The organism is Gilliamella sp. LMG 34361 (assembly GCF_984569075.1).
The window spans coordinates 2336795-2350632 of record NZ_OZ474903.1; the positions used below are offsets into that span (position 1 = coordinate 2336795).

Here is a 13838-nt window from a genome sequence, read left to right on the forward strand (position 1 = left end):
AACAGCTTTTAAATTTTTAGTGCATCCTCCATTGGAGTAACACCAAAACGCTCGGCTAATAATCTAAACTCTTCAGTAGTGATGGTTTGACGCTTTCCACCCATTGATAAGACTTTCACTAAAACTTCTGCTGATTTTTCAGCTGTATCAATTAAACCAAAAGCTTCATCTAAGGTTGAACCTGTTCCAAAAACGCCATGAAAAGCCCATAACACTAAACTATGTTTTGCCATCTGTTTTGCAGTGGCATAACCGATTTCGTCTTTCCCTGGTACCATCCAAGGTACAACACCGACACCGTCTGGGAAGACAACTAAACACTCGGTACTCATCTCCCATAACCATCTGGTTATTACCGCGGTATCGAGTTCTAAGACATAAGTTAACGCAATTAAATTCGTTGCATGACAGTGCATAATGACGCGGTCTTTCCCTTGGCTTTGTTCTATTCTCACAATATGGGATTGTAAATGTGCAGCAAGTTCGGAAGTTGGTAATCCGCCATTTATCAATCCCCACATGATATAATAACCTTTGCCTTGTTCGTCGATTTTAACAATGGCTAACGTGTCAAGAGGATCTAAAATGACATTGCGAAAAAACTTGCCTGATCCAGTAACGATAAAATACTGGTTGGCGAGTTTTGTAACATCTTGCGTCAACGATATATGACGCGGTTTTTCATAAAAATCACTTTGAAAAGAGATTACATCACTTTCTAGTAATCTTAAGCTAACATTACCCCCATTACGTTCATCCCATCCTTTTAACCACATGTCGTAAGTGGCTTTAATCATCCCTTTTACAAACCAAGAAGAAAGAATCTGTTGCATTTTGTGTTCCTTATGATCGTTTAGTTAAGACTGTTGTTTCATATTGACGAACTTCATCTAACCATCGACTACCAACTGGGACTTCATTCGATAAACAATACTGATCCCAAACAGCTTGCCAAGGTAATGATTTTTGTTCTTCTAATAATGCTAGTCGTGAGGTAAAGTCACGATCATGTTCATATTTTTTTAATTTCTCGGTTGGTTCTAACAATGCTTTTAATAGACATTTTTTCATGTTGCGAGTACCAATTACCCATGCAGCAATACGGTTAATAGAAGCATCAAAAAAGTCTAGACCAATATGTACACGGTCAAATAGTTTGTTTCGAACGATTTCACTGGCAATATTTTGTGTTTCATCATCAAAGAGCACTACGTGATCACTATCCCAACGTACCGGGCGACTGACATGGAGTAATAAATGCTGAACAAATGGCATAACGGCAGAAATTTTGTCAGAAATTACTTCCGTTGGATGGAAATGCCCAGCATCTAGACATAATGCCGTTTTACGTGATGTCGCATAGGCAAGATAGAATTCATTTGAACCTGCGGTATAAGATTCCAGACCGATGCCAAATAATTTACTTTCAACCGCATCAATGTGATATTTAGGATCGATTTTTTCGTGAATAATTTGATCCAATGACTCAACTAAATGTTGTCTTGGTCTAAATTTGTCGACAGTAATATCTTTCATGCCATCCGGTAACCAAATATTCATGACCGATGGCGTTCCTAATTCTTTACCAAAATATTCTGATACTTTACGACACGCTTTACCGTGATCTATCCAAAATTGCCGAATTTCCAAATTATTATGGGTTAATGTTCCCTCATTGCTTAAAGGATGTGAAAAATAAGTTGGATTAAAATCTAAACCAATTTGGTGTTTTTTAGCCCATTTAACCCAATTGGCAAAGTGTTCAGGTTTAACTTCATTACGATCAACTTTTTGGTCAGATTCTAAATATGAAGCATGCAGGTTTAATCGTTTTGGACCGGGAATAAGACTAAAGGCTTTATCTAAATCCTCTCTTAATTCATTGGCAGTTCGAGCTTTACCAGGATAATTACCGGTTGCCTGAATACCACCAGTTAGTTCGCCTTCTTGCTTTTCAAAACCGGCAACATCATCCCCTTGCCAGCAGTGTACTGAAATCGGTAATTTTGCCATTGCGACTATTGCAGCATCGGTATCTACCCCAATTTCAGCAAATCTTGCTTTCGCGATTTGATAGGCATTTTCAATTGCGCTCATAAAATACTCCTTGATAAATATAAAAATTTCAATTATTTATTTGATTTGGTTGATAATATTTGGTGTCAAAATTCTGTGAAATTAGCTTTCTCAATGCGTAAACATCCACAATTTCACCTAAGGAAATTAACTGATAACCCACATTGCCTAATGCTGATGATTCAATCGGTCCGGCGGTAACATTGACATTACATAAGTCAGCACATAACTGGTTTAAAAAAGCATTTTGACAACCACCGCCGACAATATGTAATGTGTTGATTGGTTTGCCAATGAGTGTCGATAATTCTTGTAATACGTCTCGATATAAGTAAGCTAGACTGTCAAAAATACACCTGACTAATTGAGCGAGGTTTTTAGGAACCTGACCACTGTTTTCTAAACAGACCTGTTTGATGGTTTCTGTCATGACATCTGGATTTAAAAACCTTGAGTCATTAGGATTGATAAGAAAAGCAGAAGGTTGTTCTTGTTTTGCTGATGCGATTAAATTGGTAATATCTTTGATGTTATTTTCGGCACAAACACGTTGGAATAACCATAATCCCATTATGTTTTTTAATACTCGATAATTACCCTCTACTCCGCCTTCATTAGTAATATTGGCTTTTAATGCCTGTTTGCCAGTCAGTGGCTGTTTCGCTTCCAATCCCATCAATGACCATGTACCTGAACATAAATAAGCACTGTGCTCATTCATTAATGGGGCAGCAATAACTGCACTAGCGGTATCATGGCTGGCAATTGCAATTACTGGAATACGATCGCCCTTGGCACTTTGCCAATAGCCAACTCGGTTTCCGGGCATTGTGATATCACCAAACCATTTACGCGGTATACCGAGATAATCAAGTAGATCTTTATCCCAATTTTGAGTAATAACATTGACCAGTTGAGTGGTGGTTGCGTTGGTGTATTCACGATTTAATACACCTGTTAAGCGGTAAATTAAATAATCAGGAATCATAACAAAATCGGTTACTTGTGATAACCATTCGGGTGATTCAAGCATCATGGCTTTGAGTTGATAAAGTGTATTGAAAGTTAAAAATTGGATGCCAGTTTTTTGATAAATATTCTCTAGGCCAATGTCATTTTGTACTTTAGACATTATATCGTCAGTACGATGATCACGATAAGAGTAAGTAGGACCGACGATTTGACCTTGCTCATCAAGCAACACATAATCAACGCCCCAAGTATCAATACCAATACTGTCGAGCTTGATACCTTGTTGGCTAATTTTGTTTAATCCTGTTAAGATTTCTTGTTCTAAGTAGTCCAAATCCCAACAATAGTTTTTATTACTATTTTTGAATCCATTGCTAAACCGATGTATCTCAGTCAATGTTATTTTTGCCGTTTGAGATTGATAATTCGACAACATGACTCGGCCACTTGATGCACCTAAATCGATTGCAGCAATATATCTATCTGCCATTATAAATATCCTCACTTTTGCTAATGAAGATAGTCTAGTTAACAATTTTGATTTACACTTTTAATTGCCTGCCAATGTTAAGTAAGTTTGGCAAAATTTTTAAAATGCTTGTGATCTTGTCCACAAAATGTGAATAAGGTTGGAGTGTTTATACTTTCAGAATAAATGTTGATATAATGTCTAATTTAGAAAATCAATTGAGAGTTCTCTATGTTAAATCAGTTAAAAGCAATTATTCAATATCTTCTTCCAAAACAACTATTAACTACCCTATTTGGTTGGTTGGCGAATAAACGTTTAGGCAGAGTCACAACATGGATGATTATTGGCTTTTGTAAACTGTATAAAATTGATTTAGGCGAAGCTAAATTAACCAACGCAAAAGAGTATAAGACATTCAATGACTTTTTTGCTCGTGAGCTAAAAGACGATGCTCGTCCAATTGATAACGTTGCAAATAGTATCGTAATGCCAGCAGATGGTGTGATTAGTCAATTTGGTAATATTCAAGATAATCTACTTTTACAAGCTAAAGGACATTTTTACTCATTAGAAGCACTGCTTGCTTGTCATCCAGATATGATTAAGTTTTTTAGAAATGGATCTTTTGCGACCACCTATTTATCTCCGAAAAACTACCATCGTTTTCATATGCCTTGCGATGGTATTTTGCGTGAAATGATTTATGTACCAGGTTCATTATTTTCAGTTAATAAAGCAACAACTGAAAGTATTCCTAATATTTTCGCTCGAAATGAACGGGTAATTTGTTTATTTGAAACGGAATTTGGTCCAATGGTGCAAATTATGGTTGGGGCAACGATTGTTGGTAGTATTGAATTAAAATGGGAAGGTGTTATTACTCCTCCCCGTGATGGTGTGATGAAGCGTTGGACTTATGCTGGTGAGATTAAATTAACCAAGGGTGAAGATATGGGTTGCTTCAAATTAGGATCAACTGTTATTACGTTGTTTGCTTCAAATACGGTTGAATTTGATAGTAACCTTAAACTTGGTGACGTTACTCGAGTAGGTCAAAAACTAGCTGAAAGGATCTAACTTTATGTTGATACGCGGTTTTTTGGGTGGAATATTACTTCTTCTTTTTTCTTGTTTTGCTTTTGCTGAAGAATCCATACTCAATATTGATAACGAAGAGCAGCTTTCAGAAGTTATTACTAAGCTTAATGTGAAAAATGAAGATCTTCGTCTCAATATGGAATATCAAAAATCTCATTTAACCAGTATCATTAATGAACAAAACAATATTAATACTCAAATTTCACATGTTCAAAATACACTCGCTACCCTTGCTGAGCAAGGCGAGTGGTTGAGTTTTTCAACTGCCTTAGGTGAAACCCTTCGTCAACAGTTATTACGCTTACCTGAAAAACCTAAATCACAACCACTTGATGCAGAAATTGCCGAAGCTAAAGTTCAACAACTAAATTACTCAAATACCTTAGCAGGAATAGATAATTATCCGGTATTATCAGGTAATTTCAATAATCTGAAATCGGCGAGCCAATATCGACGTTTATTAAGAGAGCAAAGTGAGCTACTAAAAACATTGATTTCTGGCACTGATACCACCATTTTGGAGCTGACTAAATTAAAAATATCTAATAAGCAATTAACCAATGCGATTGATGAAGTTAATGATGCCGCGCACCGTTACTTTTTTTGGGTGGCAGATGTCAATCCGATTTCACTAAGTTTCCCATTAGATTTAGCCAAGGATGTCGTTTATGTCACGGTCTCAATTGATACGCTGTCGCAACTTTATAATGCTGGCGTTGAAGTCCTCAGTGCACCAAAGCCACTGTTTTTCCTAGTACTATCATTATTGTTTGTCTTTGTGCATTTCAAAATGCGCGGAAAATATAACGCCTTCTTGAATAAATCAGCGACTCGTGTCGGTAAAGTCACCCAAGATAGTTATTCACTCACCTTGAAAGTGATTATTTTCTCATTAATTATGGCGTTACCCGTCCCTATTTTATGGGCAGCGTTAGGATATGCGCTGCAAATTAATTGGGATTATCCTGTAGCCGTTGCTTTAGGCTATGGTGTCAATGCAGCTGCACCTATTTTATGGGTATTTATTATCACTGCACATTTTGCTTCACAAAACGGATTGTTTATTACTCATTTTGGCTGGTCAAAGCAAAATGTTCGTCAAGCCATGAAATATTATCAATTATCTGTTTGGGTGGTAATCCCTCTAGTGATGGTAGTGATGAGCTTTGATCAGTTTAATAATCGTCAATTTGCAGCCAGTATCGGCAGAACGGCATTTATTATTCTCTGTTTTGCATTGGTATTTATGACTAATTCTATTCATCGTGCTGGTGTTCCGCTTTACATTGATAAAAAGGGATCGGGCGATAATTTATTAAGTCATATTTTATGGTTTGTACTATTAAGTGCGCCATGGCTAGCGATTATTGCCGCTTGTTTAGGTTATTTATCGACAGCAGAAGTGCTATTAGGAAGATTAGAGGCTTCGGTTATTATATGGTTTGGCTTACTCGTGGTTTATTTTATGATTCGCCGTTGGATGTGGATACAAAAACGTCGAATTGAATTTGAACGAACCAAACAACGCCGATTAGAACGTATGCAACGCGCTAAAGGGATTGAAGAAGATCTGAACTCAATCAATGATAATGTTGATGAGCCTATTATCGATTTAGATGCAATTAGTGCACAATCATTGCAGTTAGTCAGATCGATTATTATGCTAATTGCATTAATTAGTATGATTTTACTTTGGTCTGAACTCCATTCGGCTTTTGCCTTTATGAACAATATTAGGCTTTGGGGGACAAGCACTATCATTAATGGTAATGAAATTGAGCAACATATTACATTAGGCGCAGTATGTATTGCTATTTTGGTTATGACCATTACTGTGCAGTTGGTAAAAAACTTGCCCGCGCTACTTGAGTTAGGCATTTTACAACATTTGGATTTAGCACCCGGTACAGGGTATGCCATTTCAACGGTATCAAAATACATTATTTTGATGATAGGTTGTATGATTGCTTTTTCATTTATTGGGATAGATTGGTCTAAAATTCAATGGTTAATCGCGGCATTAGGTGTTGGTTTGGGATTTGGTTTGCAGGAGATTTTTGCTAACTTTATTTCAGGATTAATCATCTTATTTGAAAAACCAGTTAGAATTGGCGATACCGTAACTATTCGTGACTTAACAGGTAACATTACCAAAATTAATACGCGAGCAATAACAATTGTTGATTGGGATCGAAAAGAAATTGTCATGCCGAATAAAGCGTTTATTACTGAACAATTGGTCAACTGGTCTTTATCAGACTCAATTACCCGTATTGTGCTAACTATACCTGCAACAATTGATGCTGATAGTGAGCTGGTGATGAAACTATTACAACAGGTGTCACAGGAATGTGAGTTCGTTCTTAGTGATCCAGAACCACAAGTCTATTTAGTTGATATTCAAGAAGGTATTCAACTATTTGAACTGAGGGTATTTGCTGCCGAAATGGGACATCGTATGAAACTACGCAGTTCAATACATAAATTGATTCTTGAAGCTTATCGTCAACATGATTTAACATTGCCATTCCCACCATTACAAACCAATTTAGAAGCACTTGGCCGTAAAAGTGGGCGTCGTAGTTATACCATTGGTACTATTTAACCGAATAAGGTTTCTAACCATGGCACTCCATATGCACCGGGTGCCAATAAAACAAATGCCCAGATTGGTGCCGAAGCAACATTGGCTATATTGAATTTTGTTGCTGGCATATGCATTGTACCAGCGATTAATGGAACGACAGCTCGCAAAGGCCCAAAGAATCGACCAATAAACACACCAAAAGTACCATATCGCTGGAAGAATTGTTCTGCACGAAATATCATTTTAGGATATTTATTTAAAGGCCACGAAGAGATTACCTGTTGGTGATAATGTTTACCTAACCAATATGAGAGAAAATCACCGATAATTGCACCTATCGATGCGGCAATCAAAACTGGAATAAACGAGATCACTCCTGTTCCCACCAATGCCCCAGCCGCCAATATAATTGCGGTTGCAGGAACCAATAATGAGATGATCGCCAATGATTCGCCAAATGCTAATAAAAAAATAATTGGCAATGCCCACACTTGATGATGTTCAATAAATTGCATAATAGTATGCGTGATTTCATTTAATGACATAAATTAGCTTGCTGTTATCTTTTTAGAATGCCCCATTCTAACACAACAAATGCTAGATAGTTCTAACATGCCTAATTATAGGTATAAACTAACAAAAAGCTGGCATGTTAGCCTTTTTATTAATTTTAACCTCAGTTATTATAATTAAAATTTGCTCGGCTATTAATTATGAGATAAACCATGACAATAGGCATTGAAAAAATTAATATGAATAAATTTAAACATGGTCAATTACAACCATTACAAGAAGACACTGTCGCAATTGAAAGGCCGGTTGCATTAATTTATAACGGTATTTCTCACGTTGTCATGATGGCAACACCTAAGGATCTTAATTATTTCGCTATTGGTTTTTCATTAACTGAAAATATTATCGAATCTATTGATGAAATTTATGGTATTGATATTATTGATACCGAACAAGGTATTGAAGTCCATATTGATCTCTCTTCACGACGTTTTATGCAATTAAAGCAAAACCGTCGATATTTGACTGGTCGAACCGGCTGTGGAATTTGTGGTAGCGAACAAATAGAGCAAGTTTGTCAGTTTATTCCTCCTCTTCCATTATGTGATAAAATTCATCTATCTGATTTTCATCAATCTCTTAATGATTTAACTAAAGTTCAGACCGTAGGTAGTCAAACTGGTTGTACTCATGCTGCAGTATGGTTAGATTTAAACGGTAATTTTATTGCAGGATTTGAAGATGTAGGTAGGCATGTCGCTTTAGATAAATTATTAGGTTATCGCACGGAATTACAACAAAAAAATAATCAGAATACAAAAGGTATTATTCTGGTTTCAAGTCGAGCAAGTTACGAAATGGTGCAAAAAACGGCTCGTTGTGGTGTAGAGTTCCTCTTTGCTGTCTCAGCGGCAACTTCAATGGCGATTGAACAAGCTAAACAAAGTCAATTAACATTAGTCGGCTTTTTTAGAGGAGCTCAAGGGATTATTTATTCTCATAGTGAACGTATTATCGAATAATATGCAATTTTTAGTTAAATTAGTCAAAAAATGGTTGAAATAATCTATTGATTATTATAATAAAAACAATATATTAACTATTTTATCTTAAGATATCCCATCATACGTCTTTCTTTATTGGTCGAAGATCATCATAATATACACCCAAAATAAGAACGACTCTGTTTTTATTCTATATTATACGATCTCTCTAAAATTATGAATTTAATCTTTATCAATTAAGGCTTTACTACAATTTGAAAGGATAGCGTCATGCATCAAACAGCAGATATTCAACAAGCAGTAAACTATATTCAACAAATATCGGATAAAAAACCAACAATCGGAATTATACTTGGATCAGGCTTAGGCTCTTTTGCCGATACTCTTGAAGACGCCGTTCATATTCCTTATGACAATATTCCTCACTTTGCAAAATCCGCTGCAGTTGGCCATGCCAATGAATTAGTGATTGGTCAATCCGGTGATAAAACAGTTCTCGCGATGAAAGGCCGTTTCCATTACTATGAAGGATTTTCATTAGATCAAGTTACTTTCCCTGTGCGGGTAATGAAAATGCTTGGCGTTGAAAAACTTATCATTACCAATGCCTGTGGTGCAGTCAACACGAGCTTTAAACCAGGTGATTTGATGATAATTACTGATCACATTAACTTAACCGCTAACAATCCGTTAATGGGTCCTAATAATCCTGAACTAGGCGTACGCTTTTTGGATGTAAGTGAAGTATATAACAAACAATTAAGAGCAACTGTTAGCGAAGTGGCTAAAGAACTAAACATCACTTTACAACAAGGTGTTTATGCATGGTGGACAGGACCAACTTATGAAACCCCAGCAGAAATTAGAATGATCCGTACCTTAGGTGCTGATGCAGTTGGTATGTCTACTGTACCTGAAGCAATTATTGCTCATCATTCTGGTATTAAAACTATCGGGATTTCATGTTTAACTAATATGGCTTGTGGAATTTTAGATCAACCTTTAGGACATGAAGAAGTGATTGAAACAGCTGAACGTGTTAAATCAACCTTCTTAAAATTGATTACTAATACAATTGCGCGTTTTTGATTTGTAATTTTTTAAAATTTATTTTAGTAGTTCACTTTATTTTGGATATAAATAATGAACATGAAACATAGATTACAAGTAATGATGCTTTTACAATATTTCATTTGGGGAAGCTGGCTGACGACGTTTGGTATTTACTTAATCAATACCTTGCATTTTTCGGGTGCTGAAGTCGGGCTGGTTTATAGTACGAAAGGCTTTGCGGCATTAATTATGCCTTTTATTATTGGTATTATTGCGGATAAATTTATTCCACCTAAATATTTATTTATGCTTTGTCATGCTGTTTGTGCTATTGCTCTGTTTTTTGCAGCATCCGCAACTACACCCAGTGACTTATATTGGTTGATGCTTATCAATGCGATGGCATTTATGCCAACTATTGCCTTATCTAATTCAATAAGCTATCACTGTTTAGAGAAAAGTCATTTAGATTCTGTCAGCGTTTTTCCGAAAATTCGTGTTTTTGGAACAATCGGCTTTATTATCGCTATGTGGACTATAAGCTTACTTAAATTCGATACAAGTAATGCTCAACTCTATATTGCTTGTGGTGCATCAGTAATTTTGGTTATCTACAGTGCTACCTTACCTGATATTAAAATAAACCAAGATCAACAACTATCATGGATTTCACGTTTAGGTTTAGATGCATTCGTATTATTTAAAAAACCAGTAATGTCAATATTTTTTCTTTTTTCGATGTTATTAGGAGCTATATTACAAATCACCAACACCTTTGGCGGTGCATTTTTGAAAGATTTTGGCCAGATCCCACAATTTCAAGATAGCATCATTGTGCAACATCCTGCGATATTATTATCAGTATCACAAATGGCAGAAGTTGCTTTTATTTTGACTATCCCATATTTTCTTAATAAATTTGGTATAAAAAAAGTCATAATGATTAGTTTAATGGCATGGACATTAAGATTCGGCTTTTTTGCCTATGGTGATCCAACACCATTGGGTTTTGTATTATTGATGTTATCAATGATTGTGTATGGTTGTGCTTTTGACTTTTTTAATATTTCAGGTTCTATCTTTATAGAAAAAGAGGTGAATTCTAATATCCGTGCCAGCGCCCAAGGTCTATTTATGACAATGGTTAACGGTATTGGTGCAATTATTGGCTCATTTATTAGTGGTGTTGTAGTCGATATCAATACCCATGATGGATTAAAAGATTGGCATTCAATATGGTTAATTTTTGCGGCTTACGCATTAGTTTTAGGTTTTGTTTTTTATTTTACCTTTAATTATAAACAATCTACGAAGTAACAACTTATCAATATAAATAAGGGATAAATGATCCCTTATTTATCCTCTGTTTTTTTGAGTATTAACATACCGTAAAAATAGTGACAATAGCCACAAAATATTGGCTATAATTTTTTACGCGCCATTAGTTGGCACTAAATATTGTTTTAAACGTTATGAGATTTAAGTATGAAAGAAAAATTTTTAGGTGGTTTATTAGTTTTTTTAGGTGCGTGTAGTTTTGGCGTACTTTCTTCAATTGTAAAAACAGCTTATAAATCTGGTTACACCCTTGGTCAAGTCACCGGCGTTCAGTGCTTTTTAGGGATGTTGATATTATGGGGTATTCATCTTATTGTAAAGACGTTTAATAAAAGCAAATTAAATAAGCAAAATAAAACACCATTAGCTAAAAAATGGAAGGTCTGTGCAGTTGGTATATTCCCTGGGTTAGTCGGCATTTGCTATTATCAATGTGTGCAGTTAGTGCCAGCGTCAATCGCAATTATTTTGCTAATGCAATATCTATGGATTAGTATAATTATTGATTTTGTTATTTTTAAAAATAAACCAACTCCGATTCAATTAATCACAGTTGTTATCATTATTGTCGGAAGCTCTTTAGCTGCAGGCATTTTTAATCAGACTATTAAATTAAATTTAACAGGTTGTTTCTTCGGCTTTTTAGCAGCAATAATGTACTCACTTTTTATTACCACCAGTAGCAATATTGGTAATCAATTACCAAAATTAGAAAAGAGTGCCTTAATGATAACGGGTGCTTGCATTGTGACTTTTTGTATTTTTCCACCACTGTTCTTCTTTGAACTTAGTATTGACGATAGAATCTATCAACTAGGATTTTTACTAGCCTTACTGGGCACAGTTTTACCACCGTTTCTATTTTCAGTCGGTATGCCTAAAATTGGTATTTCATTAAGTGCAATTTTATCGGCTGGTGAACTACCAATTGCGGTGACTTGTTCTTATTTCTATTTAAAAGAATCGGTCTACTTCAATCAATGGATAGGTGTAGTGATTATTTTGTTTGCCATTGCCTTACCAAATCTTAAACATTTAAGAAAATAATCATCAATAAATTAAGTGTGGATAACCACACTTAGTTATCATTAATTTTACCATCAAGCATACAACACATAACTTTTTAACCACTGAATAAAAATATCCATTTTAGGATTATATTTTTCTTGTGATTTACAAATATAATAACGTTTGGCACATGGCGCTTCCATGTCAGAAAACGGTTCAACAAGTTGTCCTGAATCTATATATTTAGCAATAATTTGTTTACGACCTATGGCAACACCTGCACTATTGATTGCAGCGGCAACAGAATGATCTGAGTGATCAAATAGCATATTTTGCATTTTGTTGAAATCGAAAGACAACGAAAAATGATTAGCCCAAGTTTGCCATTCATCAAAACTAAAATCTAAAAATTTATTTTGATTGTAATGCAATAAAACACAATTTTTTAAATTTTCTGTGTTGTTATAAAGATTATGTTGATGAGCATAATTGGGTGTACAAACAGGGATAATCGTTTCACTAATTAAATGTTCGCACGATAATTCGTCATGGTGTAACGAATCATAATAGATAGCTAAGTCAATTGGATACTGACTAAAATCAATATCATTATTACCAGAAATAATATTTAAAGTGATATGAGGATAATAATTAATAAATTGTGATAATTTTGGAATTAAAAACTCTCGAGTGAATGATGGACAAGAATAAATAGTTAGTGCACCAGTAACACCTTTATTTTTAATTTCTAAAATTTCTTGATTTAATATGTTAAGTGATTTTTTTACAATTGCGAATAAATTTTTTCCATCATGAGTCAAGGTAATCCTTCGATGAAATCGCTTAAATAATTTAAAATTAAGCTCTTCTTCAAGTTTATTGATTTGATGGCTTACTGCACTTGGGCTAATACAGAGTTCTTCAGCAGCTAATGCAAAGGATAAGTGACGTGCGACCGATTCAAATGTATGCAATTTTGATAACTGATAACGATTTATAAAACGATTTTTATTTGGTAAAATACCTTCATTATTCATTTTTTACTTCCTATATACCATCATAAAACATGGTTGGATATAATCTATTCCTAATCAGCATGCCAACAAATACTTATTCATCAATATCTCTAACTGCTTACTAAAATGAATTTTATCACATATTTGGAGCAATTTAGCTCATGTAAAGTTAACAATAGATCATTTATCAAATAGTAGACAAAAATAATAAAAAATACTAGTATCTAATGGCTTAAAAGCTATAATAATTAATTTATTAAATTCTACTATGGTAGAATATTGTTTTTAAGAAAATTCTCAACCGTGAATAATACTTCTTGTTAATTTTATTTAATGAAATTAACAAGAAGTAAAATTATCTGTTGGTATTGATATCTTATTGATTGTCCCAATATAATGTATGCTGTCTTATAGTGTTTAGAATAGGTAAATTTGCTTCATTGAAAGTTGATTAGTTTTAAATAATATTATAATAACACTAACAAAACAGTTTAAGTCCACTATGACAATTAAAAGTGAAGTTATTCTCATTATTACTCATCTTTTCAAGAAGATTCGATATTTTTCAGATGGTCTTATAAGAATCAATGATTGAAGTATCTCAAGATGAATATTTTACCAAGATGAGAGGTTTAATAATGAGTAATAAATGCTTGTTTAAAATAAAGTATGATTTATCTTTATGTAGACAAAAAAGGTAG

General features: G+C 34.5%; 11 protein-coding genes. 6 read left to right on the forward strand and 5 right to left on the reverse strand.

Going from position 1 to position 13838, the window contains the following annotated elements:
- Window positions 1-8: 8 nt before the first annotated feature.
- From rhaD to rhaB, 3 genes are read right to left on the reverse strand one after another with little or no spacing between them, the layout of a single operon-like run.
- Window positions 9-833 carry a rhamnulose-1-phosphate aldolase gene (gene rhaD, locus AC5LXI_RS11080; protein WP_493442378.1) on the reverse strand — a complete coding sequence of 275 codons (825 nt, stop codon included), beginning with the start codon at window positions 831-833 and terminating at the stop codon, window positions 9-11.
- Between the two features lie 10 nt (window positions 834-843).
- The gene (locus AC5LXI_RS11085) at window positions 844-2097 is read right to left on the reverse strand and encodes an L-rhamnose isomerase (protein WP_493442379.1); all 1254 of its coding nucleotides are present in this window, start codon (window positions 2095-2097) and stop codon (window positions 844-846) included.
- A gap of 28 nt (window positions 2098-2125) precedes the next feature.
- On the reverse strand, window positions 2126-3538 hold the full coding sequence (gene rhaB, locus AC5LXI_RS11090) for a rhamnulokinase (RefSeq protein ID WP_493442380.1): 1413 nt from the start codon (window positions 3536-3538) through the stop codon (window positions 2126-2128).
- A 210-nt stretch (window positions 3539-3748) separates the two neighbouring features.
- On the opposite strand from rhaB, the gene asd reads away from it, so the two are divergent.
- Window positions 3749-4597: an archaetidylserine decarboxylase gene (gene asd / locus AC5LXI_RS11095; RefSeq protein ID WP_493442381.1), complete on the forward strand. Its 849-nt coding sequence runs from the start codon at window positions 3749-3751 to the stop codon at window positions 4595-4597.
- Between the two features lie 4 nt (window positions 4598-4601).
- On the forward strand, window positions 4602-7223 hold the full coding sequence (mscM, locus tag AC5LXI_RS11100) for a miniconductance mechanosensitive channel MscM (protein WP_493442382.1): 2622 nt from the start codon (window positions 4602-4604) through the stop codon (window positions 7221-7223).
- Here the strand turns inward: mscM and AC5LXI_RS11105 are convergent.
- Window positions 7220-7750, reverse strand: a complete 531-nt coding sequence (locus AC5LXI_RS11105; protein ID WP_493442383.1) for a DedA family protein — start codon at window positions 7748-7750, stop codon at window positions 7220-7222. The two genes, mscM and AC5LXI_RS11105, sit on opposite strands and share 4 nt — an antisense overlap.
- Before the next feature lie 180 nt (window positions 7751-7930).
- Here AC5LXI_RS11105 and fdhD point away from each other — a divergent pair, with 180 nt between their 5' ends.
- From fdhD to AC5LXI_RS11125, 4 genes are all read left to right on the forward strand, one after another.
- Window positions 7931-8740, forward strand: a complete 810-nt coding sequence (fdhD, locus tag AC5LXI_RS11110) for a formate dehydrogenase accessory sulfurtransferase FdhD (protein WP_493442384.1) — start codon at window positions 7931-7933, stop codon at window positions 8738-8740.
- A 252-nt stretch (window positions 8741-8992) separates the two neighbouring features.
- Window positions 8993-9811, forward strand: coding sequence for a purine-nucleoside phosphorylase (locus AC5LXI_RS11115; protein WP_493442385.1), 819 nt, complete (start codon window positions 8993-8995; stop codon window positions 9809-9811).
- 54 nt (window positions 9812-9865) lie between these two features.
- A complete protein-coding gene (locus AC5LXI_RS11120) occupies window positions 9866-11092 on the forward strand; it encodes a nucleoside permease (RefSeq protein WP_493442386.1) in 1227 nt (408 codons plus the stop codon).
- A gap of 168 nt (window positions 11093-11260) precedes the next feature.
- The gene (locus AC5LXI_RS11125; protein ID WP_493442387.1) at window positions 11261-12160 is read left to right on the forward strand and encodes an EamA family transporter; all 900 of its coding nucleotides are present in this window, start codon (window positions 11261-11263) and stop codon (window positions 12158-12160) included.
- Between the two features lie 53 nt (window positions 12161-12213).
- Here AC5LXI_RS11125 and dsdC read toward each other — a convergent pair whose 3' ends face one another.
- Window positions 12214-13158: a DNA-binding transcriptional regulator DsdC gene (dsdC, locus tag AC5LXI_RS11130; protein WP_493442388.1), complete on the reverse strand. Its 945-nt coding sequence runs from the start codon at window positions 13156-13158 to the stop codon at window positions 12214-12216.
- Window positions 13159-13838: the final 680 nt, after the last annotated feature.

What these genes read in the sequence shown, in the direction of transcription:
- AC5LXI_RS11085 (WP_493442379.1), bottom strand. Translation starts at nt 2,097, where the DNA reads ATGAGCGCAATTGAAAATGCCTATCAAATCGCGAAAGCAAGATTTGCT.
- rhaD (WP_493442378.1), bottom strand. Translation starts at nt 833, where the DNA reads ATGCAACAGATTCTTTCTTCTTGGTTTGTAAAAGGGATGATTAAAGCC.
- AC5LXI_RS11105 (WP_493442383.1), bottom strand. Translation starts at nt 7,750, where the DNA reads ATGTCATTAAATGAAATCACGCATACTATTATGCAATTTATTGAACAT.
- rhaB (WP_493442380.1), bottom strand. Translation starts at nt 3,538, where the DNA reads ATGGCAGATAGATATATTGCTGCAATCGATTTAGGTGCATCAAGTGGC.
- asd (WP_493442381.1), top strand. Translation starts at nt 3,749, where the DNA reads ATGTTAAATCAGTTAAAAGCAATTATTCAATATCTTCTTCCAAAACAA.
- mscM (WP_493442382.1), top strand. Translation starts at nt 4,602, where the DNA reads ATGTTGATACGCGGTTTTTTGGGTGGAATATTACTTCTTCTTTTTTCT.
- fdhD (WP_493442384.1), top strand. Translation starts at nt 7,931, where the DNA reads ATGACAATAGGCATTGAAAAAATTAATATGAATAAATTTAAACATGGT.
- AC5LXI_RS11125 (WP_493442387.1), top strand. Translation starts at nt 11,261, where the DNA reads ATGAAAGAAAAATTTTTAGGTGGTTTATTAGTTTTTTTAGGTGCGTGT.
- AC5LXI_RS11115 (WP_493442385.1), top strand. Translation starts at nt 8,993, where the DNA reads ATGCATCAAACAGCAGATATTCAACAAGCAGTAAACTATATTCAACAA.
- AC5LXI_RS11120 (WP_493442386.1), top strand. Translation starts at nt 9,866, where the DNA reads ATGAACATGAAACATAGATTACAAGTAATGATGCTTTTACAATATTTC.
- dsdC (WP_493442388.1), bottom strand. Translation starts at nt 13,158, where the DNA reads ATGAATAATGAAGGTATTTTACCAAATAAAAATCGTTTTATAAATCGT.